Below are 24,770 nucleotides of genomic sequence, written 5' to 3'. Positions count from 1 at the left end.
GAGGAGGACATGCCAGAATTGTGATGGGATGTTCAAAAATTGTGGATATATGAATAAAAATATTAAAAGCTCGTTTCAACACTAGAAATACAGTTGACCTTGTTTCTATGATATATTATAATTGCAAGGTACATGGATTGAATGTAAGTGTGTTGTGTTTCGGAGGGAGGGAAAGAGAATGTCTAAAACCGTCGTTCGTAAAAACGAATCGCTTGAAGATGCTCTTCGTCGCTTCAAACGTACAGTATCAAAAACTGGTACTTTGCAAGAGGCAAGAAAGCGCGAATTCTACGAAAAGCCAAGTGTTAAGCGTAAGAAAAAGTCTGAAGCAGCAAGAAAACGTAAGTTCTAAGAGAGGGTGTAATTTATGAGTCTTCTCGAGCGTTTAAATAATGACATGAAACAAGCGATGAAAAATAAGGAAAAAGACAAACTCACAACAATTCGGATGGTAAAAGCTTCATTGCAAAATGAAGCGATTAAGCTTGGTACAAAAGAGCTATCCCCCGAGGATGAGTTAACGATCCTTTCTCGCGAAGTAAAGCAACGCAAAGAATCCCTCCATGAATTTGATAAAGCAGGTCGTCAAGACCTTGTTGATAAATTGCGTGCAGAGTTGGCTATCGTCGAACTGTATTTACCGAAACAGCTTTCCGAAGAAGAGTTGTCAGAAATTGTTAAAGAAACAATCTCTGAAGTCGGTGCAAAATCAAAAGCGGATATGGGAAAAGTGATGGCTGCGATTATGCCTAAAGTAAAAGGTAAAGCAGATGGTTCACTTGTAAATAAATTTGTACAACAACACCTTTCATAATTATTCTGACAACCAAAGCCGCAAGCGTTTAGCTTGCGGTTTTTTCATCGTTCTGGATAATTTGAAACTTATTTGGTTATAAAACGTATACATAGTGTGATTTGAAGGGAGGGTAATTATGGTTGAGTTTCTAATAAACCCAATCGTTGTAACACTGTTGTTAACGATTGCAGGGACTGCTATTGTTTATGAGTTGTTTTCGTCAAAGTTTGGGATATCAGGATTTATAGGCCTATTTGCACTGCTACTTTTCTTTTATGGACATTTTCAAGCTGGTCTTGCAGGTTTTGGTACAATCATGTTATTTGCCATAGGCATTATGTTAATTTTCTTGGAATTTTTTCTTCCAGGAGCTATCTCAGGCACACTTGGATTGGCTGCATTAATTGCAAGTCTGTTTCTGGCAGGAGAAAATCCAGTGCGTATGGGAATTTCTGTTTTCATTGCTATTTGTATTTCAATTTCTGTCCTATTCTTTATGATTAAGGTCTTAGGCAAAAAGTTGATTTTATTTAATCGAATGATTCTGTTTGATACAGCTAGAAAAGAAGATGGTTATGTGTCTAACGTAAATCGCACAGATTTATTAGGTAAAGAAGGTATCGCCTTAACGGTCTTAAGACCATCTGGAACAGCGGTGTTTAATAATGAAAGACTTGATGTGGTAAGTGAGGGTGATTTCATTGATCAAAATGCAAAAATCACTGTCGTAAAGGTTGAAGGAGTACGTATCGTAGTTAGGAAAGTTTAATAAATGACACACAAGGAGGTAACACTGTGGAATTAACGAGTGGAAGTTTATTTATGATTGGTATTATTGTGGTTGCGCTGATTTTTCTTGGAATATTATTATCATTTGTACCGGTAATGCTATGGATTTCTGCACTTGCGGCCGGTGTTAGAATCAGTATCTTTACATTGGTGGGGATGAGACTTAGACGGGTTACACCGAGCAGAGTAGTAAATCCACTGATTAAGGCACACAAGGCGGGTTTAAACGTAACAACGAATCAGCTTGAAAGTCATTACCTAGCAGGCGGGAATGTGGATAGAGTGGTCAATGCTTTGATTGCCGCCCACCGTGCAAACATTGAGTTAACATTTGAGCGCTGCGCTGCAATCGACTTGGCCGGCCGTGATGTATTAGAAGCAGTACAAATGAGTGTTAATCCTAAAGTTATTGAAACACCTTTTATTGCGGGTGTTGCTATGAATGGTATTGAAGTAAAAGCAAAAGCGAGAATTACTGTTCGTGCTAATATTGACCGTCTAGTCGGAGGTGCAGGTGAAGATACTGTTGTAGCGCGTGTTGGTGAAGGGGTCATTTCCACAATTGGCTCCTCTGCGGACCACAGTAAAGTACTTGAGAACCCTGAACTTATTTCCCAAACAGTCTTGGCTAAAGGATTAGATGCAGGTACAGCTTTTGAAATTTTATCGATTGATATTGCTGATATTGATTTAGGTAGAAACATCGGTGCTGAACTTCAAACGGAGCAAGCGGAGGCTGATAAGAAGATAGCACAGGCAAAAGCAGAAGAGCGCAGGGCAATGGCTGTGGCTACGGAACAGGAAATGAAGGCGCGAGTAGAAGAAATGAGAGCAAAAGTTGTTGAAGCAGAGGCAAAAGTGCCGCTGGCAATGTCGGAAGCACTAAAATCTGGTAATATCAGCGTTATGGAATATATGAATTATAAAAATATTTCTGCTGATACGGATATGCGAGGCTCAATCGGTAAGATGACAGGTGATAAAAAAGACGACCGCTAAACCGCCAATTGATTTTAATCAGAAGGAGGGTGGGGCATGGAAACCATATTATTTTTGATTATCGCTGGTATACTCTCATCAATCTTTGGTAAAGCCAAAGGGAGGAGTAATCCAAAACAAGCAAAACCATTTACTGTAAAAGGGTTAAATGACAGACGCCTCCAAGGTGAACAACAGAAGAATAATCCGAAAAAACCAGGTCAAATTTCTACAGGTCAGCCTGTGCGAGAAGAAACTATTCTGCACAGTTTAGAGGAGAAATACCGAGAAATTAAGGAGAAACCTGTTATTCCAATTAAACAAACAACGCAGCCGCAGAAATCCAATTTATTTGAAGGTGATTCAGATGTGTCACTTGAAAAACTTGATGAAAAAACTATTATTAATGGGATTATTTGGGCGGAAATATTAGGTGAACCACGAGCCAAAAAACCGTACTTTTCGGAAAAGCGTTGAATAGATGTTTTTAAACCCTTAGTATAAATAGAAAAAGATGTGCTAGAACCTTCTTTCATTTCATAAATATGAGATGAAAGGGGGTTCTTTTTTTATGGCAAAAAAATGGGGCCTGCGTGTCCGGAACTGGATGGCACAAAAAATGGATCTTCCTCAAGATGTCATGATGGATTTGCCGCGAATCACAATGATTGGGCAAATTCATATTTACATCGAGAATCATAGAGGGTTGATTACTTTTACTGATAAAGAATTGCGGCTGTTGCTAAAGCAGGGTCAATTACAAATAAGAGGGAAATCCTTCGTGATAAAAACAATATTGCCTGAAGAAATTTTGCTAGAAGGCAAAATTGACCAGGTCATTTATATAAATGAAAATCCAGGAGGAACCAAATGAAAAACCAATGGACCGAATTCATATTTGGCAAGGTAACCGTTAAAGTATCAGGAAGAGGTATAGAAAGATTCTTGAATGTTTTAATCAGAAATGGCCTCATAGTATGGAATGTAAAACGACACGGGACTGAAACCATCACCTTTACAATGAGACTTCAGGATGCATTAAAAATTAGACGTTATGCAAAAGAAAGAGAATGCTCGATTACATTCTTAAAAAGGGCAGGAATGCCTTTTTTATTTAAACGATTATTAAAAAATAGCGGCTTTGTTGGCGGTGCTCTTCTCTTTTTCCTGATTATTATGTTTTTATCTAATGTCATTTGGGGAATTGAAATAAAAGGAGCAAAGCCTGCCACAGAGTATGAGATTCGCAAAGAATTGGACAAGATGGGAGTAAAAATTGGTAAAGTCCAATTTTTTGTGGATAATGTAGAAGGGATTCAAAGAAAACTGACAAATAATGTTGGAAATCTTACTTGGGTCGGTGTGGAATTAAAGGGGACAACCTACCATCTTCAGGTGGTCGAGAAGAAGGAACCTGGAAAGCCGGAACAACTTACACCAAGAAATTTGGTTGCAAAGAAGAAAGCTGTTATTGATTCCATGTATATTGAAACAGGGCAAAAAATGGTTGATATACATGACCATGTAGAAGCTGGGCAATTACTCGTATCAGGTGTAATTGGGAAAGAAGGCCAAACCGAGCAAGTAGCAGCAGTTGGAGAGGTTTGGGGGGAAACATGGTATAAAAGCCATGTAGAATTGCCTTTAAAAACAAAATTCTTTGTATTCAATGGTCAAGAAAAGCAAAAGTTTTCTTTAATTTTAGGCAATGTAGAAATCCCTATTTGGGGATTTGGCGAACCGGAATTTCAGGAATACGAAGTGGACAAGAATGTGAAGAAGATCCATTTCCTTAAATGGGAGCTGCCTATCTCCATCGGAAATGAAACATTAAGAGCGCGTGAAGAGACAATCCGTACTTACACGGAAAAAGAAGCCGAAATAAATGCCCTTGAACTGGCAAAAAATAAAATAAAAAGCGGTTTAGATGAAGAAGCTATGATTAAAGACCAAAAAGTTTTACACAAAGAGTTGAAAGATGGTAAAGTTATCCTAGATATCCATTTTAAGATAATCGAAAATATAGCGGTTGCACAACCAATACCTAAGGAGACTACTGAATGACAGTTAACTTGAAAACAATAAATCTACAACTTGAAAATCCAGCAGAAGCGATAGCTCTCTTAGGCAACGCTGATTCAAATTTAAAAATAATCGAAGAAGAACTGCAAGTATCCATCGTTACTCGTGGCGAGTCAGTCAGTTTATCTGGTGATGAGGATCGAGTAGTCCTTGCCAGTCAAATTCTTGATAAACTTATTTTTGTCATTAGAAAAGGTGTAACCATCTCCCAGAGAGATATCTTGTCAGCTATCCAAATGGCGCAAAAAGGTACACTAGATTACTTTGATAATCTCTATGACGAGGAAATTGCTAAGAATGTTAAAGGAAAGAGCATTCGCATCAAGACCCTTGGACAAAGGCAATATATCATGGCCATAAGACAAAATGACCTTGTATTTGGAATTGGTCCTGCAGGTACAGGAAAAACGTATCTAGCTGTTGTAATGGCAGTCAATGCGTTGAAGAACGGACAGGTAAATAAAATCATTTTAACAAGGCCTGCGGTAGAGGCAGGAGAAAGCCTTGGGTTTTTACCAGGTGACTTAAAAGAAAAGGTTGATCCGTATTTACGTCCCTTATATGACGCGTTAAATGACGTTCTTGGTGCGGAACATACACAAAGATTAATTGAACGCGGAACAATTGAAATTGCTCCATTAGCTTATATGAGGGGGCGGACATTAGACGATGCCTTTGTCATCTTAGATGAAGCTCAAAACACAACACATGCCCAAATGAAGATGTTTTTAACACGTCTTGGCTTCGGTTCGAAAATGGTCATTACAGGTGATCAAACGCAAATAGATTTACCAAAAGGGGCAAAGTCAGGACTTATCGCGGCCGAAAAAATCTTGTTGGGCGTTAATGGAATCTCCTTTGTTTTCTTAGAACAAAGTGACGTTGTTCGTCATCCGCTGGTAGGCAGAATCATTGAGGCATATGAAAAAAAACCGCTGCAAAATTAAAGCAATGATTGGAGGGATAAACCTGCCTGGGGTTTATCCCTTTTGTATGGTATTAAAACAATTGCCATGGAGTAAAAAGGGCTCAACTTTTATTAGAGGATGAAACTTCGGGGAAAAACTGTTATCATTTTACATAAAGCGTATGTACATACTTGACTAGGGTAATTTAGGTGTTTTGGAGGGAGTTCGTTGAAAAAAATACAGCAATACTTAATTCAAATAAAAAAGCTTCTAGATTACACCTTCTTCAGAGTGTTAGTTTTTGTTTTTTTAGGAGTAATCCTATTTACAGCTATGTATGGAAATGTAAAGCCTGAGAAACTTGACATAAGTCTTCTAACAGTAGCAGATAAAACCATTCGTTCTCCAGCAACAGTCGAAGATAAAATCAGCACAGAAAAAAAACGTCAAGAGGCATTAGATCAAGTTCAGGATGTTTATACATTGAAAAAGGAATACTCCGCCAATCAAGTAGATTTAATTTCATCAATATTTGACTCCGCTACAGAGGTAAATGATGAGATTCAGAACGAAATAAAGAAACAAAATGTTCTTGATGAGGACCCTATTGATGTTATCAACCCAACTGTTCAAGAAGAAGTATCAATGCTCAAGGGTAAATTAACAGAACGTGTAATAAAAGATCTTTCAGAGCGTGTCTTTACTTCACTGGTACAAGCCAGCAATGATGAATTATCCATCGCAAAAGATTTAACGGTGACAGCCATTAATAATGTAATGAACAAACGCATCTCTGCAGATGATGTAGAAAATGCCAAAAAAAGTCTTGAAGAAGAATTAAAATTCACCACCTTAAATGCTGACTTAAAAAATGCAGCGATAGAGTTAGGCAGGTATGCTGTTATTCAAAATGAATTTTATGACCCGGAGGCAACCGAGGAATTGCGTAAGCAAGCGGCGGAATCGATTGAACCAGTTAAGATCTTGCAAGGGCAAATTATTATCGAAGAGGGTAAATTAATTCGGCAGGAAGAATTTCGTCAGCTAGAATTAGTTGGTCTATTAGATAATAAACAATCGTATAAACCGTTTATTGGTTTAGTCATACTTATATCAATTATCCTGACCTCTGTTTACTTTTATTTCTACCAGTTGAAGGAAAATCCAGAAAAGAGACAGACCAATATACTTCTGTTTGGGATTGTTTTTATTCTGACGTTTTTCATTTTAAAACTTATTTCTATGCTGCAAATTTTTAACTACTCAGGAATAGGATATTTATTCCCTGCTGCAATGGGTGGTATGCTCATGAAGATTTTAATTGAGGAGAAATTAGCGATTCTATCCTCTATTATCTTTTCGATTTTCGGAAGCATTTTATTTAATGAAGGTGTTTCTGGTACTCTTAATTTCTCTGTAGGGATATATATATTGTTTAGTGCACTAGCTGGTGTTCTGTTTTTAAGCGGACAGAATCAGCGCGCAAAAATTTTGCAGGCAGGATCAATTGCGGCAGCCGTAAATCTATTCACCATTTGGGCCCTAATGTTTTTACCAAATGGACAATTTTCCGGATTAGAATATGGGTACTATATTTTAACAGCCATTTTTTCAGGAGTCGGTTCAGCTGTGCTAACAATGGGGTTATTACCGCTCCTTGAAACTAGCTTTGGTATTCTCTCCACAATGAAGTTGATTGAGCTTTCTAATCCAAATCATCCTCTTTTACGAAAAATACTAATGGAAGCACCAGGGACCTACCACCATAGTGTAATGGTTGCCAACCTAGCCGATGCAGCCTGTGAAGCAATTGGAGCTAATGGTTTACTTGCAAGGGTAGGATGTTATTATCATGATATTGGTAAAACAAAACGGCCAAACTTTTTCATAGAAAACCAAATGAATTTTGAAAATCCTCATGATCGTTTGCCGCCCGATAAAAGTGCTAATATTATTATTTCACATGTAACAGACGGGTCTGCCATATTAAAAAAGTACAATATGCCTAAGGAAATCATTCACATTGCTGAACAACATCATGGTACGACGCTTTTGAAGTTCTTTTACCATAAGGCGAAGCAGAGCGGAGAAGATATAAGTGAAGAGGATTACCGATATCCTGGACCAAAACCAAAGACAAAAGAATCTGCGATTGTAGGTATTGCCGATAGTGTAGAAGCAGCGGTAAGATCCCTGAACCAGCCCACACCGGAAACAATCGAAACACTCGTTAAAAAAATTGTTGCAGAACGGCTCCAGGATGGCCAATTAAATGAATGTGATTTAACCTTAAAAGAACTAGAAACAGTATCCTACTCTTTTTGTGAAACTTTAAAGGGAATTTTCCATTCTAGAATCGAATATCCAGAAATGACAAAGAAGGTGGTTCAAGCATGAACAAGTTGATAATTGATCTAGTAGATGAAACGGACCAACTGTCAGACGAGCAAATAGCAGACATCGAAAAACTATTGAATTTTGCCGCTGAACAAGAAAATGTAGAGGAAGGCAGTGAGGTTTCAGTTACATTTGTCTCTAATGAAAGAATTCATGAAATTAACCGTGAATATAGAGCTAAGGATGCTCCTACGGATGTAATTTCATTCGCAATGGAAGAGCTTGGTGAGGGGGAAATTGTACTGAAAGGGGAGGAACTTCCTCGTGTATTAGGAGATATTATTATTTCCATTCCAAAAGCGGAAGAGCAAGCTAAAGAGTATGGACACTCTTTCATACGTGAACTTGGTTTCTTATCTGTTCATGGTTTCCTCCATCTTCTAGGCTATGATCATATGGAAAAGGAAGAGGAAGAAAAAATGTTCTCTCGACAAAAGGAAATTTTAGATGAATATGGACTCACGAGATAAACATGTTCATTTATGGAAATCATTTTCCTATGCCTTAACAGGAATTAAGACAGCTCTTTGGTCTGAAAGAAATATGCGCATTCATTTATGTGTATCTATGCTCGTCATTGGATGTTCCATTTTCTTTTCAATTAGCAAACTAGAATGGTTATTTGTTATTGTAGCCATAGGCGGTATTTTCTCATTAGAGTTGGTGAATACAGCAATCGAGCGTGTAGTTGATTTAGTGACGGAAGATTACCATCCACTTGCTAAACAGGCTAAAGACTTAGCGGCCGGAGCAGTTTTTATCTATGCAGTCACAGCGGTTGTAATTGGAAGTATTATCTTTTTTCCGTATTTTTTTAGTTGGTTAATTTGAATTGGATTTACAAATTCGGTACAATAACTTATCAGCTTTGTACCATATTGGTAAGTTGGCTGACTTTTATGAAAATTCAAATTTTTATATTACTTTTTCGCAACAAATGATGATTTTGTGACATTTTTAGGGTAAAATAAAGGAAGCGGCAGATTATTGCTGGAAGGGAAGTATGAACTTTGAACATCGAGAACTTAATCGAAGAATCAAAGAAAGCAAGAGAAAAAGCTTATGTTCCATATTCTAAATTCGGGGTAGGAGCAGCATTATTAACAAAAGATGGAAAAGTATATCATGGATGCAACATTGAAAATGCCGCTTATAGCATGTGCAATTGCGCTGAACGCACTGCATTGTTTAAAGCTTATTCTGAAGGTGATCGGGATTTTACAATGCTTGCAGTTGTTGCTGATACTGATCGGCCATGCTCGCCGTGTGGAGCATGTCGACAGGTAATTTCAGAACTTTGTCCGCAAGACATGAAGGTCGTTTTAACCAACCTTAAAGGTGACGTCTTAGAAATTACTGTAGCAGAGTTACTTCCAGGTGCCTTTTCTCCGGAGGATTTGCATGCTGAGTAATAATGATAATAAAGGTTATAAATCAGGTTTTATATCAATTATTGGTCGCCCAAATGTAGGTAAGTCAACATTCTTAAACCGGGTTATAGGACAAAAAATTGCCATTATGAGCGACAAACCTCAGACAACCCGTAATAAAATTCAGGGTGTATTGACATTAGATGATACCCAAATGGTGTTTATTGACACACCAGGGATTCATAAGCCAAAGCATAAACTCGGCGACTTCATGATGAAAGTTGCACAAAACACATTAAAAGAAGTTGATTTAATACTATTTATGGTAAATGCTGAGGAAGGTTTTGGCCGTGGTGAGGAGTTCATTCTCGAGAAATTTCAAACAATTAACACACCAATCTTCCTTGTGATAAATAAAATTGACCAAATACACCCAGATGAGTTACTGCCACTAATTGAATCTTATAAGGAAAAGTATTCTTTCAAAGAAATTATTCCAATTTCAGCACTTGAGGGAAATAATGTTGAACGGCTGTTAGAACAAATTAAAGTCTATTTACCTGAAGGACCACAGTACTATCCGGCGGATCAGGTAACCGATCACCCAGAAAGGTTTATAATTACAGAGCTAATAAGAGAGAAAGCGCTGCACTTAACACGTGAAGAAATCCCGCATTCTCTTGCCGTTGTTTTAGATAAAATGGAACGGCAAAAAGGAAAGGATATTATCCATGTGATGGCAACTGTAATTGTAGAAAGAGACTCTCAAAAAGGTATTATTATTGGGAAACAAGGGAGTATGCTAAAAGAAATTGGAAAACGAGCCAGGGTGGATATTGAAAATCTTCTAGGCTCAAAAGTTTTCTTAGAGCTATGGGTAAAGGTGCAAAAAGACTGGCGCAATAAAATGTCCCAGCTTCGCGATTTTGGCTTTAACGAAGATGAATACTAATTATTAAACCCTAACTAAAATATTAACAATTACAATAAATTATGCATGGACAACATTAACAAATTTTTCGTCTTATGATTTTTGCTTGGGCAGGCTATGATAATTGTAAGGTTTGGGATTCTTAAAAAGGCTAGTCTATATCATGAAAGGTGGGGTTTTCGATGATGGATTTTACGTGGAAAGTATTCCTCCAGACAGGCAATATTGACACTTATCTTCTCTTTAAAGAGCTCGAGAAGGAAAACCAAGAAATACCCGGAAATCAGAATGAAGATCTAGCGCAAATGGATTTTCCCGTTTCATAAGTTTGTCAAATGTATCGGGATGGTGACAGAATTGCTCCAAAAGTGTGAAGGCATTGTCATTAGAACTACAGATTATGGTGAAACCAATAAAATTATTACGTTGTATACAAGGGAATGGGGAAAGGTCGGCGTTATGGCAAGAGGAGCAAAAAAGCCTAATAGCCGGCTTTCCTCCATTACCCAGCTCTTTACCCACGGTTATTATTTAGTTCAAAGAGGAACTGGGTTAGGAAGCCTGCAGCAGGGAGAAATGATTACCAGCTTTCGCGGTATTGGAGAAGATATCTTCCTAACTGCCTATGCTAGTTATATGGTTGAATTGACTGATAAATGTACGGATGATAAAAAACCAAACCCATTTCATTTCGAACTACTTTTTCAAACCCTTAACTTTATGAATGAAGGATATGATCCGGATATTCTTATGAATATCTATGAAATGAAAATGCTGAATGTATTGGGTTTACATCCAATTCTAAATCAATGTTCCGTTTGCGGCAGCACAGACGGAATTTTTTCGTTTTCCATTCGGGAAGGCGGGTTTATATGCCACCGTTGTATAGAAAATGATCCGTACCATTATCCATTATCGCCATCATCTGTAAAATTATTACGGCTTTTTTATTATTTTGATCTATCAAGATTAGGGAACATCTCTGTAAAACAAGAAACAAAAGATGAGCTGAAACAGGTGATTTCTGCATATTATGAGGAATATTCAGGCCTATATTTAAAAACAAAGAAATTTCTTCAATCCATGGAAAAATTTCGAAATCAAATATAGTTGACTTATTGACATTTATTTAAGATTTCGATATTATGTGTCTTAATAATAAATAGTTGCTATGATAGAAAAGAGTACTTAGCAATCTCTGTAAAAGCGAACCTAGGATGGTGAGAGCTAGGGTATGGGGACCTAAGGAAGGCGTTCTTGAGCATATCATGTGTACAACACACATAAAAGAGGCTGCTGTTTAGCAGCAAATAGGGTGGAACCGCGGGTAACTCTCGTCCCTATGCTTATATTAAGCATAGCGACGGGAGTTTTTTGGTTTTTATTGGCTGTGTTACTCTAGTCTAAATTATGGCACTCTGTTTATTGGAGCGGAAGGCACGAAAATCCTCGAAAATACTATCGCATTTTCTTCGTGCGGTGCTTATTCGAGGAAGCTTATTCAATGTCCTGCGGGAGGACGGGGCAGGGGAGACCCCGCAGGCGCATAAGCGCCGAGGAGGCTCCCCGGACCGCCCTCGGAAAGCGAAGTGCCAGGAGCGCAAATCAACAGACATTGTTAACACAGCCTTATATCATTTATTGAAGAGGAGTAATGAAGATGAAAGTATCTATGGAGCAAATCGTGTCTCATGCAAAACACAGAGGATTTATCTTTCCGGGATCTGAAATCTATGGAGGACTTGCAAATACATGGGACTACGGTCCACTTGGAGTAGAATTTAAAAACAACATCAAACAAGCCTGGTGGAAAAAGTTTGTGCAAGAGTCTCCTTACAATGTCGGTTTAGACGCCAGTATTTTAATGAACCCAAGAACTTGGGAAGCATCTGGTCATATCGGGAACTTTAATGACCCAATGATTGATTGTAAAAACTGTAAAGCTAGACACCGTGCTGATAAGCTAATTGAAAATGCTCTTGAGGAAAAGGGTATAGAAATGGTTGTTGATGGACTTCCGTTTGAGAAGATGGAGGAGCTTGTGAAAGAACACAACATCGCGTGCCCAGACTGTGGAAGTCATGATTTCACCGGCATTCGCCAATTCAATTTAATGTTTAAAACCTTCCAAGGGGTTACAGAGTCTAGTACGAATGAAATTTTTCTTCGCCCTGAAACAGCACAAGGGATTTTTGTTAATTTTAAAAATGTACAGCGCACAATGAGAAAGAAATTGCCATTTGGAATTGCGCAAATCGGAAAAAGTTTCCGAAATGAAATCACTCCAGGGAATTTCACTTTCCGTACCCGTGAATTCGAACAAATGGAGCTTGAATTTTTCTGCAAGCCTGGTGAAGAGTTAACCTGGTTCGATTATTGGAAGAACTTTGCTGAGCAATGGCTTCACTCATTAGGAATAAAAAAAGAAAACATAAGACTTCGAGACCATTCAGAGGATGAACTATCCCATTACAGTAATGCCACAACCGATTTTGAATATAAATTCCCGTTCGGCTGGGGTGAACTTTGGGGAGTAGCCTCAAGAACTGATTATGATTTGAAGCAGCATATGCAATTCTCTGGCGAGGACTTCAACTATATTGATCCAGAGACAAATGAAAGATATATTCCATTTTGTATTGAACCTTCGCTAGGTGCTGACCGCGTAACACTAGCATTTTTAATCGATGCCTATGATGAAGAACAGCTTGAAGATGGAACTTCTAGAACAGTTATGCACTTCCATCCTGCACTGGCTCCATTTAAAGCAGCAGTTCTTCCATTGTCGAAAAAACTATCAGACGAAGCTAGAGAAGTGTTTCAAACTTTAGCCAAGCATTTCTCTGTTGACTATGATGAAGCTGGTTCAATTGGAAAACGTTATAGAAGACATGACGAAATCGGTACACCATTCTGTATCACCTATGATTTTGATTCCAAAGAAGACAACATGGTAACGATCCGTGACCGCGATACAATGGAACAAACACGTGTACCAATCGCGGAATTAGTCACTTTCATACAAGAAAAGATTATGTTTTAATTTTTGAGTGTCTGGGGGTGCGGTTTGTACCGCCCCTCACATAATGGATTAAAGATGGTGGTGAGAAAAATAGAACTGACTAAACGCCAAGAACTTATCATTCAGATTGTGAAGGATAATGGACCGATAACCGGGGAGAACATTGCAGAACAACTTAATTTAACACGAGCAACGTTAAGGCCTGATTTATCCATTTTAACAATGGCTGGATATTTAGACGCAAGACCGCGTGTAGGATATTTTTATACTGGAAAATCCGGAACGCAGCTTTTAACTGAAAACCTGCAGAAAATACGTGTAAGAGATTATAATTCAATTCCGGTCTTAGTAAAGGAAAACGTTTCGGTGTACGACGCAATTTGTACAATGTTTCTTGAAGATGTGGGAACATTATTTGTTGTCGACCAAAACTCTCTTTTGGTTGGTGTGTTATCAAGAAAGGACCTTCTAAGAGCAAGTATTGGCAAACAAGAACTTACAGCACTACCAATCAACATCATTATGACAAGAATGCCAAATATTACAATGTGTGAAATGGATGACAATTTAATCGATGTTGCTAAATTATTAATTGAAAAACAAATTGATGCTTTACCTATAGTAAGACCGTCAGAAAAGGGCTATGAAGTAATAGGGAGAATTACGAAGACAAATATTACGAAAGCATTCGTTGCCTTGGGAAATGGATAATAACTTGACGTCCCAAAACCTAAATGAAAAAATATTAGTTTTTCTAGAGGAGCTGTTGAGGAAGAATGATTAGTCCTGTCATATATGTAGTATCTGATTCGGTAGGGGAAACAGCTGAATTAGTTACAAAAGCAGCAATCAGCCAATTTAATGGGTCAGGAATGACATTGAAAAGATTCCCCTATGTTGAGGATAAGGAACATATTGATGAAGTAGTTTCACTTGTAACGATGGACCACGCTATGATCGCTTTTACGTTGGTCAAACCAGATATGCGTGCGTATATGAAGGAAAAGGCAGACGAAGCAGGAATATATGCAGTTGATTTAATAGGTCCGATTATGGACCAAATTCAAATCTTCAGCGGGAAAACTCCACTGTGTGAACCAGGACTCGTAAGAAAACTGGATGAAGATTACTTTAAAAAAGTCGAAGCCATTGAGTTTGCTGTTAAATATGATGATGGACGCGACCCAAGAGGAATACTAAAAGCTGATATCGTTTTAATCGGCGTATCTAGAACGTCAAAAACTCCGTTGTCACAATATTTAGCTTTAAAACGTTTAAAAGTTGCGAATGTACCGCTTGTTCCAGAAGTTGACCCGCCTGAGGAACTGTATAAGGTTCCTGCAGAGAAGTGCTTTGGACTTAAAATCAGCCCGCAAAAACTAAATAATATTAGGCGGGAACGGTTAATCTCTTTAGGTCTAAATGATCAGGCCAGCTACGCAAATATTGAGAGAATTCGTGATGAATTAACCTTCTTTGAAAAGATCGTAAATAGAATTAATTGTCCTGTTATTGATGTAACCAATAAGGCAGTTGAAGAAACAGCGAATGTTATTCTAAATTACTTTCATAAAAGAAGGGCGTAACACATAATCTTAGATTATGTGTTTTTCATTTAACCATAAAAAACTATGGAAAAGTATAAAAGAATGTACTATAATAAAAAATTGTGATAAAAATGAATCTTTTAGGTTTAGACTTGCATGTATACGAATAAACTATTTATTGTTAGATGTCAAGGGAACCTACAGAAAAAAATTCGACATAAATCTTTTTGCAACTGCTTCTAAAAAGTTAGCATCATAAAGAAGGAATATGCGGAATGGTGTAGAATTATTACTTATACAAAAGGCATTCCAACTATTTTGTAGATGCGATTGATGACGGTTAAAGAAGAAATTGTCGAAAATTACTTCTACTCTTCCGTGAAAGTTCTTTTTATCGCTTCTTATGATTATCATGGAAACAATAAGACTACATATGGTGAGCAATATCGAAATATGTTGATTCCTGAAAAGAAGCTGCGGACTTATTCATCATGAATCATACTGCAAAGGGGGATATTACTGTTAAACAGGATATTGGACTGGCCTCTAGATTACTCCTTAGAGAGTACATGTACCATCGTCAAAAGGATCATTCATGAGTCCGGATACAAACTGCTCTTGTCTTGCGCTTTCTAATGCTAAAGCAAGAAGAAGGGGTGTATAGGGTAAAAAAACAAAGTCTTTGAATTCTGATGATCGTTCAAAATTATTTAGTGGAATTTTGTCGAAAAATGCAGGAGTTTAGATTTCTTTGTAGAATAAGTACAATGGAGATGTTTTCATGGCAGAACGGATTGCCGAAGAAAAAATTGACCAAATTCGTCAGTCTGTTGATATTGTTGAAGTTATCAGTGAATATATTCAACTAAAAAAACAAGGGCGAAATTACTTCGGATTATGTCCTTTCCATGGAGAAAACTCCCCATCATTTTCCGTTTCATCTGATAAACAAATTTACCATTGCTTCGGGTGTGGAGCGGGAGGAAATGTTTTCTCATTTTTAATGGAGCTGGAAGGTATCTCATTTCTAGAAGCCGCCATTAAATTAGCTGATAAGGCTAATATTGACTTACAAGTAAATTTCTCAGTAAATGGGAAGGGGAAGAGTGTTTCTCCGGAACTTCAGTCAATGCTTGACGCACATGAGCTGTTAACTAAATTTTACCATCATTTATTGGTAAATACAAAAGACGGTCAACATGCTTTAGAGTATTTACTGGAAAGAGGATTTACCCGAGAATCGATTGATAAATTTCAAATTGGTTATTCCTTAAATTCATGGGACTTTGTATACAAATTCCTGACCAAGAGGGAATTTTCTCCGGAATTAATGGAAAAAGCCGGGTTGATTATCAAACGAGAAAGAGATGAAACTTATTTTGATCGATTCAGAGATCGAATTATGTTTCCAATTTTTGACCGAAATGGAAATGGCATTGCTTTTTCAGGGAGATCATTAGGGGCTGATCAGCCCAAGTATTTAAATAGTCCCGAAACAGCAATCTTTAATAAAAGCAAAATTTTATATAATTTTCATTTGGCAAAACCAAGTATACGGAAATTACAGCAAGCAGTTCTATTTGAAGGATTTGCAGATGTAATTGCAGCTGACAAGTCTGGTGTAGAAAATGGTATCGCTACAATGGGTACTTCCTTGACAGAAGAGCACATCACACTTATACGGCAAAATACCCAGTCCATTACGATTTGTTATGATTCAGACAAAGCAGGAATTGAAGCAGCTTTTAGAGCAGGGAATATGCTGATTGATGCCGGTTGTACCATTAAAGTTGCTATGATGCCAGATGGACTCGATCCAGATGAATATATAAAAAAAAATGGTCCTGAAAAGTTTCGTAATGAGGTCATAGGTGCAAGTTTTACATGGATGGCATTTAAATTTCTTTATTTTCGAAGAGGAAAAAATCTTCAAATTGAAGGAGAACGGCTTGCTTATATCGAAACAATACTTAAGGAAATAAGTAAATTGACAAAAGCTGTTGAAAGAGATCATTATTTACGGCAGCTTGCATCAGAGTTTTCGATTTCGTTAGATGCTTTACAACAACAGCTAAAGCAGGTTTTCTTTACTGAAAAAAGGAATTTAAGTGGTCAAGGTAAGCCAGCTGTTAATAAGCCCAATGTAATAGCTAAACAGGACAATAAATTAAAGCCTGCACATTTTACTGCTGAAAGGCGATTAATTGCCCATATGCTAAAAGATCGGGATACAGCCTATAAGGTTCAGGATTTATTGCAGGGTAACATGTTTAATCATGATGAACATCAGGCAATAATAACTTATCTAATTGGTTTTTACGAAGAACATATGAATCCTGATTCTAGTGCTTTTTTAACCTATATTCAAGATGAAAATCTTAGAAGAATAGTCGCTGACATTGAAATGATGTCGGTTAATGATGAGTTAAGTAATCAAGAATTAACTGATTATATCAAACAGGTGTTGAATTATCAAAAATTGTTAAAGATAAAAGAAAAAGAAGTGGAACTTAAAGAAGCAGAGCGACAAAGTGATTATAGTAAAGCAGCAGCAATTGCTACTGAAATCAGTCAATTGCGTAAATCGCTATAGATTCCATCTTTAATGTCTTTGATTCTGGAAGGAGGGGGACATATGGCTGAAAAATCAGCCCGTTCAAAAGAGGCCGAGAATGAATTGACCTTTGAACAAGTAAAAGATCAGTTAACGGTACTGGGTAAAAAAACCGGAGTCCTTGCCTACGATGATATTGCGGAAAGAATGGCAAATTTTGATTTAGAGTCCGATCAGATGGATGAATTTTATGAATTCCTAGGTGATCAAGGCATCGAATTAGTAGGAGAAAGTGACGATGAAGATCCAAACCCTAAGCAATTAGCAAAAGGAGACGACGATGAGTTTGATCTAAATGACCTTAGCGTTCCTCCTGGTGTAAAGATAAATGATCCTGTTCGTATGTACTTAAAAGAAATTGGCCGAGTAGACCTGCTTTCCGCTGAAGAAGAAATAAAATTGGCCAACCGTATTGAAGAAGGCGACGAAGAAGCAAAACGACGCTTGGCAGAAGCTAACCTTCGGCTTGTAGTTAGTATTGCAAAACGATATGTTGGACGCGGTATGCTCTTTCTTGATTTGATTCAAGAAGGAAATATGGGACTTATCAAAGCCGTTGAAAAATTCGACTACCGTAAAGGATTTAAGTTTAGTACGTATGCTACTTGGTGGATTCGTCAAGCGATCACTCGAGCGATTGCTGACCAAGCTAGAACCATTCGTATTCCTGTGCATATGGTTGAAACCATTAATAAACTTATCCGTGTACAGAGACAATTACTTCAAGATCTTGGACGCGAACCAACTCCAGAAGAAATTGGCGAAGATATGGACCTAACTCCGGATAAAGTTAGAGAAATCTTGAAAATTGCTCAAGAGCCTGTCTCGCTGGAAACGCCTATTGGTGAAGAAGATGATTCACACCTCGGTGATTTCATTGAAGACCAAGATGCTACATCACCTTCAGAGCATGCCGCCTATGAATTATTAAAAGAGCAGCTTGAAGATGTTCTAGATACACTAACAGACAGGGAAGAAAACGTCCTGCGCTTACGATTTGGGCTTGATGATGGGCGCACTCGTACTCTTGAAGAGGTTGGAAAAGTCTTTGGTGTAACCCGTGAACGTATTCGACAAATAGAAGCAAAGGCACTACGTAAACTAAGACACCCAAGTCGAAGCAAACGCCTAAAAGATTTCTTAGAATAAACCCTTTAATAAGATAGTTTACTTCTGTATAAGAGGTAAACTATTTTTTTGTAATTCAAAACTGGAAATGAAAGCACTTTCTCTAGGCGCATTTGTATTTATTTTACTGAATTGTTTTACAGTTTGCAAATAGGTAAAAGTAATCTTTTTCTCTAAAATCACAAATCGCTTTTGTAATAAAGGTACATCTTTCACACAATCCTTATGCAGTAGATGTTGCCAATAAGAAAATGATATTTAAAAATAACTAAAAATAATTTTTATGTTTAATCCATTTTAACCGTTATAGCTGGGATTCATGGGTTGATAAAACGTAGAACGGGGAAGTATAAAAGGGCGGACTTTGTTAAAATATTGGTTTTTACTTGCATATTTTCTTAATATTATCGTGACAAAGTAAGTTTAGGGCTTTTCCTTCTGAAGTTTTTAAAGTAAAATAGTAGTTGTTTGTAGTAGACTATTTATTTACAGTTTTACGTACATAAGGGAGGTTATATGATGAATCGAAATCCGGTTATTCCTTATATCCTGATTTTTGTTTTTGGAATCGGACTAATGTTCTTATTGTCTTTCAAAGGCCTCGGGGATATGGATGAGCTAGCTAAGGAAAAGGAAGGCGGAACTGAAACAGAACAGGTTGCAAAAGCGCCTGAGGACATTTACACAGGTTCTTGTGTAGGCTGTCACGGTGATCAGTACCAAGGGGGAATGGGTCCTGCACTAACAGGTGTTGGTGAAAGGTTATCCAAAGATGAAATTAAAGACGTCATTACAAATGGCCGAGGTAACATGCCAGGCGGTATGGTAAAACCAGAGGAAGCCGATGCAATGGCTGATTGGTTAGCAAATATTAAATAATTTCTTTTAGAAAAGGTCCTTTGCTTCTGTAAAGGACTTTTTTTATACTAGTAGTAATACATAAAAAGTGGTGAATGATTTGAATACAGAAAAATTATCAATTCGGTTAGAAACCGTAGCAAAATATGTTCCCCTAGACTCAAGGTTAGCAGATATTGGTTCTGATCATGCTTACCTGCCTAGTTACCTTGCTAAGAAGGGACGTATATCCTTTGGGATAGCAGGAGAAGTTGCATTGGGCCCATTCCAATCTGCAGAAAAAAATGTAATGGCTGAAGGGCTCTCTGAGGTGATTAAAGTTAGAATGGGTAATGGGCTGGAGGTAATTCAGCCTGGCGAAGTAGATTGTATTTCCATTGCGGGAATGGGCGGAAGTCTAATTGCCTCTATTTTAGAAAATGGAAAAGAAAAACTCACTTCTGTTAAGCGTCTTGTGTTGCAGCCAAATATCAATGCCATCGCCATTCGGCAATGGCTGGTTGAAAATGATTGGGAATTAATTGCAGAAGAAATCCTTGAAGAGGATAATAAAATTTACGAAATATTAGCAGCTGAAAAAGGAGACCCATTAAAACCCTATCGTGACGTCCCATTCGAAACAGGTATTTTAGTTGGACCGTTCCTTCTTCAGAGAAAAGAAAAGACATTCAAAAAGAAATGGGTCTTAGAAACGAAAAACTGGAAACGAATTTACACACAGCTTGAAAGTGCCGCACCTTCTGTAGAAACAGAAGAGAAGAAACAAGAGGTCGCCAAAAAAATTAATCTTGTAGAGGGGGTATTGGACAATGAAGAAAGCGAATGGTCATGAAATTATTCAACTTTTTGAAAAGTTTTCTCCAAAGGGACTTGCGATGGAAGATGATAAAATAGGTTTACAAATTGGACGCTTGAACAAGAAAATAGATAAAGTGATGATTGCTCTTGATGTTCTTGAAGAAGTGATTGATGAAGCCATTGAAAAAAATGTACAGCTCATCATCGCGCATCATCCGCCAATTTTTCGCCCTCTTAAAAATGTTATAACAGACACAGTACAGGGAAGAATGATTGAAAAACTTTTAAAGCATGATATAGCTGTTTATGCTGCCCATACTAATCTTGATGTGGCTAAAGGCGGGGTAAACGACCTCTTAGCGGAGGCTCTAGGTTTAGAGAACCCAGAAGTGCTTGTACCTACATATGAAACGAAGCTAAAGAAATTAATTGTTTTTACACCGATAAGCCATGCAGAGGAGATTAGGAGGGTCTTGGGAGGGATTGGTGCTGGCTTTATTGGCAATTATAGTCATTGTTCATTTTCAACAGATGGTTCAGGGCGATTTTTACCAGGGGAAAACACCAGTCCGTATATCGGACAGCGAGGACAACTTGAGGTTGTTGATGAAGTAAGAATTGAAACAATAGTCCCTGAACAGCTGTTAAAAAGGGCGATTACAGCTATGATAAAGGCACATCCATATGAAGAGGTTGCCTATGATGTTTACCCGGTTGAAAATAAAGGTGAGGTCCTTGGTCTTGGCCGGGTGGGGACCGTAAAGGAAATGACTCTCGGAGAATTTGCTGAGAGCGTAAAGCAAGCTTTAGAGGTTGATAAAGTCAGGGTTGTTGGTGATTTATCATCACGGGTCAAGAAGGTTGCTGTATTGGGCGGAGATGGCAATAAATATTTTATGAGTGCCAAGTTTAAGGGTGCTGATGTTTACATTACAGGTGATATTTATTACCATACTGCCCATGACGCGATGATGCAGGGATTAAACATGATAGATCCCGGACACAATGTCGAAAAAGTTATGAAAAAAGGAGTTACAAATATACTTTCAAAAATGTGCAAAGAATCTGGCTATGAAGTTGAAATCTTCCCTTCAGAAATCAATACAGATCCATTTAAATTTATATAAAAATAGCGCAAGAAAAAACCGGTCAATGCGACCGGTTTATTTTTTGACCTTTGGTAATATTTTATTTAGCGGAACATTTTTACGACGTTCCCAAGTAGCTTCGTTATTGGGATCAAATTGTTCCAAGAATGAAATGACTTCTTTGGTAATTGGTGTAGGAGTGGAGGCACCGGATGTTACCGCTACATTCTTGGCATCCTTTATCCAATCAATTTGTAACTCTGAGATATCGGCAATACGGTATGCCTTTGTACCTGCAATTTCTTCAGAGACCTGTGCCAGTCTATTAGAGTTATTGCTCATTGGATCACCGACAACAATGGTTACATCTGCTTCACCAGCTTGACCGGCCACTGCTTCTTGACGAACTTGAGTTGCCATACAGATTTCATTGTGAGCTTCCGCATGAGGATATTTCTCCTGCACCTTTTTCATTGTATCGGCAACATCCCATTGGCTCATGGTTGTTTGATTCGTAACGATGAGTTTTTCACTTGTAATGTTTAAGGCTTCCACATCACTTGGTGTCTCAACCAGATGGACAGCACCTGGAGCGACCCCAACAGCACCTTCAGGCTCCGGGTGCCCTTTTTTACCGATATAGATCACCTGGAATCCTTGTTTTGTCTTTTCTTCTATTAAATCATGTGTCTTTGTTACATCTGGACATGTTGCATCAATCGTAATAAGGCCTTTCTTCTTCGCAAGCTCTCTAACTTCAGGAGAAATACCGTGTGCTGTAAAAATTACAGTACCAGTATCTACTTTGTCTAGAATATCCTTGCGGTTCTTACCATCAAGTGTAATGATACCTTCTTCGGCAAAAGCATCAGTTACGTGTTTATTATGAACAATCATCCCTAAAATGTAGATAGGGCGTGGTAATGATTTATCTAATGCCGCATTTCTTGCAACTACCATGGCGTCAACCACACCATAACAGTATCCGCGCGGTGAAATCTTAATGATTTGCATATATAAAGTCCTCCTATGGAACATTGACTTTGAATCTATGTAATTATTATATAAAACTAATAGAAATAATACAAAGATACATTTTTGGAAAGTAAATTCCGCTATGATAGGGTGAATCTTGGCTTATCCGGGAGTAAATCGGGTTGTGAAACAATAATACAACCAACTGAAAAATAAAAGGGTACTGTTATCTCAGCACCCTTCATTTCAAATATACAGTTTTGGGATAGATGGTCCATTGTGCGGTTTCCTTGCTGCAATGGGCTCGTTTTCCAGATTGTTATCCCTTTTCGTTATTCTTTTTGGTTCTTTTTCTACCGGGATCGATTGCTCCTCCATTAATGGGTTCTCCGTTTGAGTGGGCTCAGATTTTTCCTCGGTTGGCAAATCTTTAAATCCTTTATATAATCTCCACATCATAGGAAGATTCTTTACGATTGGTCCATATTGCTGAATCATAGGACCAAACGATTGGGCTGTCTTTAAAACCTGCTGCGTGTTATTTAGAAATCCTGTGAGACTATCAGGATTGCTCAGGGTTTGAAGAATGGAGCCGACTCCTCTAGAACCTTTTTGTGCAGCCTGGTTTGCCGGCTGCATACCTCTAGGACCACTAAACTGATTGCCCTGCTTTTTCCCGCCAAGTATTTTCGAGAGCAAACCACCGCCATTTCTTCTTCCTTGGCCTCTTCCCGCCATTTGACCCATCATAGGTCTTCCACCGGTACGATAATTCTGCTGGTATCCTATCCTTGGCCCGTAACCGCCATATGGAGGCACCATGTGTTGTTGACCTCCAAACGGTCCTGGGGCCATCATATTAGCTCCCATATGACCATGCAGTGGTAATCTTGGTCTAGGCTGGTACATACGTATGCCCTCCTTTAAATAAAGCCTTATAATTTAAGGTATGCAATTTAGTAATTTTGGTTTAGGATTTAACACTAGGATAAACTGTAAATTTTTATGATTAAAAGTTGTTCAAAGGTAAAAGATGATAATAACTGGTTATTTTTATGAATCTTTACTATAATGTTATGATGGACATAAAAGAGGAAGCTCTTGTTACAGTAAGAAACTTACTCCATAAACGGCAGATATTAATATATAAGGAGCAATAACATGAAACAAAATCGTTTTGAGCGTTTTAATTTTCAGCCTTTTATCATAGAAGCAATAAAGGAACAAGGTTTTTATGAACCAACAGAAATTCAAGAACGAATGATTCCATTAGTTTTAAAAAATGAAAGTGCAATTGGTCAATCACAAACTGGAACGGGGAAAACACTGGCTTTTGTGCTGCCGATACTAGAACGGATAAATCCGGAGCGTCAGGAAGTACAAGCTGTCATAACGGCTCCTACGCGAGAGCTTGCATCTCAAATTTATCATCAAATCCTAAAGGTAACCGAGCATTGCAGTCCAGATAAAGCCATTATGACTAGATGTTATATTGGCGGAACCGATAAGCAAAGAACCATTGATAAATTAAAGATTCAGCCTCATATTGTAGTAGGCACTCCAGGCAGAATAAAAGACCTGATGGTTGAACAAGCACTTTTTGTTCATACTTCAGAAGTACTTGTCGTGGATGAAGCAGATATGATGCTTGATATGGGCTTTATTGAGGATTTAGATCAAGTGGCAGCGAAAATGCCTGTGAAATTGCAGATGCTTGTATTCTCAGCAACAATTCCAGAAAAGCTTAAACCATTTCTTAAAAAGTACATGGAGAATCCAAAAACCATACAGATTGACGCGAAGAGAAAAACGGCAGAAAATTTAACTCATTACCTGCTGCCTTCAAGACACCGAAATAAAAAGCAGCTCGTTCACGATGCACTTATTCAGTACAATCCATATTTAGCAATTGTTTTTACCAATACAAAAAAAATGGCTGAAGAAGTCGCCAACTTTTTGACGGATAAAGGTCTAAAGGTTGCTCGTGTCCATGGTGATTTAAACCCGCGCGAAAGAAAGAAAATGATGAAGCAAATACAAGATTTAGAGTACCAATATATTGTTGCCACAGACCTAGCTTCAAGGGGAATTGATATCGAGGGAATCAGTCATGTTATCAACTATGAATTACCTACGGATTTAGACTTTTACGTTCACCGTGTAGGAAGGACTGCCAGAGCGGGTAATACAGGAGTGGCACTCACAATATATGACATATCTGATGAGGACGCATTAAACCGCCTTGAAAAAATGGGGATTCAGTTTAAGTACGTCGATCTAAAAAAAGAGGAATTCGTGGAAATAGAGGAACGAAATAAAAGAAAGACACGTGTAAAGAAAGAAGATGAAGCAGAAAAGACTGCTAAATCTATGGTTAAAAAACCACAAAAAGTTAAACCAGGCTACAAAAAGAAAATGCAGTGGGAAATGGATAAAATAAAAAAACGTCAAAGAAGATTAAAAAAGAAGTAGTAGTGAAGGGAGAGAGA

28 protein-coding genes and 1 other annotated feature are annotated in these 24,770 nt (G+C 37.9%); of the genes, 26 read left to right on the top strand and 2 right to left on the bottom strand.

The features are described from left to right. The first annotated feature begins 178 nt into the window (after positions 1-178). The 25 genes from rpsU to QNH29_RS22550 all read left to right on the top strand — a co-directional run bounded on the left by rpsU (position 179) and on the right by QNH29_RS22550 (position 21,345). A complete protein-coding gene (gene rpsU, locus QNH29_RS22665) occupies positions 179-352 on the top strand; it encodes a 30S ribosomal protein S21 (protein WP_007087607.1) in 174 nt (57 codons plus the stop codon). A gap of 15 nt (positions 353-367) precedes the next feature. Further along, a complete protein-coding gene (locus QNH29_RS22660; protein ID WP_283861556.1) occupies positions 368-814 on the top strand; it encodes a GatB/YqeY domain-containing protein in 447 nt (148 codons plus the stop codon). 118 nt (positions 815-932) lie between these two features. Continuing rightward, positions 933-1,565: an NfeD family protein gene (locus QNH29_RS22655; RefSeq protein WP_283861555.1), complete on the top strand. Its 633-nt coding sequence runs from the start codon at positions 933-935 to the stop codon at positions 1,563-1,565. Positions 1,566-1,618: 53 nt separating this feature from the next. After that, on the top strand, positions 1,619-2,584 hold the full coding sequence (gene floA / locus QNH29_RS22650) for a flotillin-like protein FloA (RefSeq protein ID WP_283865723.1): 966 nt from the start codon (positions 1,619-1,621) through the stop codon (positions 2,582-2,584). 36 nt (positions 2,585-2,620) lie between these two features. Next, on the top strand, positions 2,621-3,040 hold the full coding sequence (locus QNH29_RS22645) for a YqfB family membrane protein (RefSeq protein WP_283861554.1): 420 nt from the start codon (positions 2,621-2,623) through the stop codon (positions 3,038-3,040). A 94-nt stretch (positions 3,041-3,134) separates the two neighbouring features. Next, the gene (gene yqfC / locus QNH29_RS22640) at positions 3,135-3,437 is read left to right on the top strand and encodes a sporulation protein YqfC (protein WP_283861553.1); all 303 of its coding nucleotides are present in this window, start codon (positions 3,135-3,137) and stop codon (positions 3,435-3,437) included. Beyond that, on the top strand, positions 3,434-4,627 hold the full coding sequence (gene yqfD / locus QNH29_RS22635; protein WP_283861552.1) for a sporulation protein YqfD: 1,194 nt from the start codon (positions 3,434-3,436) through the stop codon (positions 4,625-4,627). The genes yqfC and yqfD overlap by 4 nt, the downstream gene beginning before the upstream one ends. Further along, on the top strand, positions 4,624-5,592 hold the full coding sequence (locus QNH29_RS22630) for a PhoH family protein (protein ID WP_283861551.1): 969 nt from the start codon (positions 4,624-4,626) through the stop codon (positions 5,590-5,592). Before yqfD ends, QNH29_RS22630 begins: the two co-directional genes overlap by 4 nt. A 189-nt stretch (positions 5,593-5,781) precedes the next feature. Next, a complete protein-coding gene (locus QNH29_RS22625; protein ID WP_283861550.1) occupies positions 5,782-7,950 on the top strand; it encodes an HD family phosphohydrolase in 2,169 nt (722 codons plus the stop codon). Next, a complete protein-coding gene (ybeY, locus tag QNH29_RS22620; protein ID WP_283861549.1) occupies positions 7,947-8,420 on the top strand; it encodes an rRNA maturation RNase YbeY in 474 nt (157 codons plus the stop codon). The genes QNH29_RS22625 and ybeY overlap by 4 nt, the downstream gene beginning before the upstream one ends. Beyond that, positions 8,398-8,781 carry a diacylglycerol kinase family protein gene (locus QNH29_RS22615; RefSeq protein WP_283861548.1) on the top strand — a complete coding sequence of 128 codons (384 nt, stop codon included), beginning with the start codon at positions 8,398-8,400 and terminating at the stop codon, positions 8,779-8,781. Before ybeY ends, QNH29_RS22615 begins: the two co-directional genes overlap by 23 nt. A gap of 179 nt (positions 8,782-8,960) precedes the next feature. After that, on the top strand, positions 8,961-9,362 hold the full coding sequence (locus tag QNH29_RS22610) for a cytidine deaminase (RefSeq protein ID WP_283861547.1): 402 nt from the start codon (positions 8,961-8,963) through the stop codon (positions 9,360-9,362). Continuing rightward, positions 9,352-10,272, top strand: coding sequence for a GTPase Era (era, locus tag QNH29_RS22605; RefSeq protein ID WP_283861546.1), 921 nt, complete (start codon positions 9,352-9,354; stop codon positions 10,270-10,272). Before QNH29_RS22610 ends, era begins: the two co-directional genes overlap by 11 nt. 161 nt (positions 10,273-10,433) lie before the next feature. Next, on the top strand, positions 10,434-10,577 hold the full coding sequence (locus tag QNH29_RS22600) for a YqzL family protein (RefSeq protein WP_075686228.1): 144 nt from the start codon (positions 10,434-10,436) through the stop codon (positions 10,575-10,577). Between the two features lie 31 nt (positions 10,578-10,608). Beyond that, positions 10,609-11,361: a DNA repair protein RecO gene (gene recO, locus QNH29_RS22595; protein WP_283865722.1), complete on the top strand. Its 753-nt coding sequence runs from the start codon at positions 10,609-10,611 to the stop codon at positions 11,359-11,361. Positions 11,362-11,413: 52 nt separating this feature from the next. Continuing rightward, positions 11,414-11,596: a binding site (T-box leader), on the top strand. Positions 11,597-11,911: 315 nt separating this feature from the next. Next, positions 11,912-13,294, top strand: coding sequence for a glycine--tRNA ligase (locus QNH29_RS22590; RefSeq protein ID WP_283861545.1), 1,383 nt, complete (start codon positions 11,912-11,914; stop codon positions 13,292-13,294). 54 nt (positions 13,295-13,348) lie between these two features. After that, on the top strand, positions 13,349-13,984 hold the full coding sequence (gene ccpN, locus QNH29_RS22585; protein ID WP_283861544.1) for a transcriptional regulator CcpN: 636 nt from the start codon (positions 13,349-13,351) through the stop codon (positions 13,982-13,984). 65 nt (positions 13,985-14,049) lie between these two features. After that, on the top strand, positions 14,050-14,859 hold the full coding sequence (locus tag QNH29_RS22580; protein ID WP_283861543.1) for a pyruvate, water dikinase regulatory protein: 810 nt from the start codon (positions 14,050-14,052) through the stop codon (positions 14,857-14,859). A 285-nt stretch (positions 14,860-15,144) separates the two neighbouring features. Further along, on the top strand, positions 15,145-15,315 hold the full coding sequence (locus tag QNH29_RS22575; RefSeq protein WP_283861542.1) for a hypothetical protein: 171 nt from the start codon (positions 15,145-15,147) through the stop codon (positions 15,313-15,315). Then, complete coding sequence (locus tag QNH29_RS30355; RefSeq protein ID WP_349654868.1) at positions 15,312-15,419, top strand: PIN domain-containing protein; 108 nt, start codon at positions 15,312-15,314, stop codon at positions 15,417-15,419. Before QNH29_RS22575 ends, QNH29_RS30355 begins: the two co-directional genes overlap by 4 nt. A gap of 182 nt (positions 15,420-15,601) precedes the next feature. Then, entirely contained in the window at positions 15,602-17,413 is a 1,812-nt protein-coding gene (gene dnaG / locus QNH29_RS22570; protein ID WP_283861541.1) for a DNA primase, read from the top strand. Positions 17,414-17,455: 42 nt separating this feature from the next. Next, positions 17,456-18,583 (top strand): RNA polymerase sigma factor RpoD, encoded by a 1,128-nt coding sequence (rpoD, locus tag QNH29_RS22565; protein WP_283861540.1) that lies wholly within the window; start codon positions 17,456-17,458, stop codon positions 18,581-18,583. Between the two features lie 498 nt (positions 18,584-19,081). After that, the gene (cccA, locus tag QNH29_RS22560) at positions 19,082-19,441 is read left to right on the top strand and encodes a cytochrome c550 (protein WP_283865721.1); all 360 of its coding nucleotides are present in this window, start codon (positions 19,082-19,084) and stop codon (positions 19,439-19,441) included. 79 nt (positions 19,442-19,520) lie between these two features. Further along, on the top strand, positions 19,521-20,252 hold the full coding sequence (locus tag QNH29_RS22555) for a tRNA (adenine(22)-N(1))-methyltransferase (RefSeq protein ID WP_283861539.1): 732 nt from the start codon (positions 19,521-19,523) through the stop codon (positions 20,250-20,252). After that, the gene (locus tag QNH29_RS22550) at positions 20,230-21,345 is read left to right on the top strand and encodes a Nif3-like dinuclear metal center hexameric protein (protein ID WP_283861538.1); all 1,116 of its coding nucleotides are present in this window, start codon (positions 20,230-20,232) and stop codon (positions 21,343-21,345) included. The genes QNH29_RS22555 and QNH29_RS22550 overlap by 23 nt, the downstream gene beginning before the upstream one ends. A 36-nt stretch (positions 21,346-21,381) precedes the next feature. On the opposite strand, the gene QNH29_RS22545 is transcribed toward QNH29_RS22550, so the two are convergent. Together QNH29_RS22545 and vrrA are read right to left on the bottom strand one after the other, a co-directional pair. Further along, entirely contained in the window at positions 21,382-22,320 is a 939-nt protein-coding gene (locus tag QNH29_RS22545) for a 4-hydroxy-3-methylbut-2-enyl diphosphate reductase (RefSeq protein ID WP_283861537.1), read from the bottom strand. A 207-nt stretch (positions 22,321-22,527) separates the two neighbouring features. Beyond that, positions 22,528-23,190 carry a VrrA/YqfQ family protein gene (vrrA, locus tag QNH29_RS22540; protein ID WP_283861536.1) on the bottom strand — a complete coding sequence of 221 codons (663 nt, stop codon included), beginning with the start codon at positions 23,188-23,190 and terminating at the stop codon, positions 22,528-22,530. Between the two features lie 252 nt (positions 23,191-23,442). Here vrrA and QNH29_RS22535 point away from each other — a divergent pair, with 252 nt between their 5' ends. Then, positions 23,443-24,753, top strand: coding sequence for a DEAD/DEAH box helicase (locus QNH29_RS22535; protein ID WP_283861535.1), 1,311 nt, complete (start codon positions 23,443-23,445; stop codon positions 24,751-24,753). The last annotated feature ends 17 nt before the right edge of the window (positions 24,754-24,770 follow it).

This window comes from Neobacillus sp. DY30, assembly GCF_030123065.1.
In the GTDB taxonomy this organism is placed as follows: domain Bacteria; phylum Bacillota; class Bacilli; order Bacillales; family Cytobacillaceae; genus Neobacillus.
The sequence above is the reverse complement of the archived record's forward strand: the minus strand, read 5'-3'. Positions and strand labels throughout refer to the sequence as shown.

Coding starts and splice junctions, on each gene's coding strand:
- rpsU (WP_007087607.1), top strand. CDS start 179: ATGTCTAAAACCGTCGTTCGTAAAAACGAATCGCTTGAAGATGCTCTT.
- QNH29_RS22660 (WP_283861556.1), top strand. CDS start 368: ATGAGTCTTCTCGAGCGTTTAAATAATGACATGAAACAAGCGATGAAA.
- QNH29_RS22655 (WP_283861555.1), top strand. CDS start 933: ATGGTTGAGTTTCTAATAAACCCAATCGTTGTAACACTGTTGTTAACG.
- floA (WP_283865723.1), top strand. CDS start 1,619: ATGATTGGTATTATTGTGGTTGCGCTGATTTTTCTTGGAATATTATTA.
- QNH29_RS22645 (WP_283861554.1), top strand. CDS start 2,621: ATGGAAACCATATTATTTTTGATTATCGCTGGTATACTCTCATCAATC.
- yqfC (WP_283861553.1), top strand. CDS start 3,135: ATGGCAAAAAAATGGGGCCTGCGTGTCCGGAACTGGATGGCACAAAAA.
- yqfD (WP_283861552.1), top strand. CDS start 3,434: ATGAAAAACCAATGGACCGAATTCATATTTGGCAAGGTAACCGTTAAA.
- QNH29_RS22630 (WP_283861551.1), top strand. CDS start 4,624: ATGACAGTTAACTTGAAAACAATAAATCTACAACTTGAAAATCCAGCA.
- ybeY (WP_283861549.1), top strand. CDS start 7,947: ATGAACAAGTTGATAATTGATCTAGTAGATGAAACGGACCAACTGTCA.
- QNH29_RS22615 (WP_283861548.1), top strand. CDS start 8,398: ATGAATATGGACTCACGAGATAAACATGTTCATTTATGGAAATCATTT.
- era (WP_283861546.1), top strand. CDS start 9,352: ATGCTGAGTAATAATGATAATAAAGGTTATAAATCAGGTTTTATATCA.
- QNH29_RS22600 (WP_075686228.1), top strand. CDS start 10,434: ATGATGGATTTTACGTGGAAAGTATTCCTCCAGACAGGCAATATTGAC.
- QNH29_RS22590 (WP_283861545.1), top strand. CDS start 11,912: ATGAAAGTATCTATGGAGCAAATCGTGTCTCATGCAAAACACAGAGGA.
- ccpN (WP_283861544.1), top strand. CDS start 13,349: ATGGTGGTGAGAAAAATAGAACTGACTAAACGCCAAGAACTTATCATT.
- QNH29_RS22580 (WP_283861543.1), top strand. CDS start 14,050: ATGATTAGTCCTGTCATATATGTAGTATCTGATTCGGTAGGGGAAACA.
- QNH29_RS22575 (WP_283861542.1), top strand. CDS start 15,145: ATGCGATTGATGACGGTTAAAGAAGAAATTGTCGAAAATTACTTCTAC.
- QNH29_RS30355 (WP_349654868.1), top strand. CDS start 15,312: ATGAATCATACTGCAAAGGGGGATATTACTGTTAAACAGGATATTGGA.
- dnaG (WP_283861541.1), top strand. CDS start 15,602: ATGGCAGAACGGATTGCCGAAGAAAAAATTGACCAAATTCGTCAGTCT.
- rpoD (WP_283861540.1), top strand. CDS start 17,456: ATGGCTGAAAAATCAGCCCGTTCAAAAGAGGCCGAGAATGAATTGACC.
- cccA (WP_283865721.1), top strand. CDS start 19,082: ATGAATCGAAATCCGGTTATTCCTTATATCCTGATTTTTGTTTTTGGA.
- QNH29_RS22550 (WP_283861538.1), top strand. CDS start 20,230: ATGAAGAAAGCGAATGGTCATGAAATTATTCAACTTTTTGAAAAGTTT.
- QNH29_RS22545 (WP_283861537.1), bottom strand. CDS start 22,320: ATGCAAATCATTAAGATTTCACCGCGCGGATACTGTTATGGTGTGGTT.
- vrrA (WP_283861536.1), bottom strand. CDS start 23,190: ATGTACCAGCCTAGACCAAGATTACCACTGCATGGTCATATGGGAGCT.
- QNH29_RS22535 (WP_283861535.1), top strand. CDS start 23,443: ATGAAACAAAATCGTTTTGAGCGTTTTAATTTTCAGCCTTTTATCATA.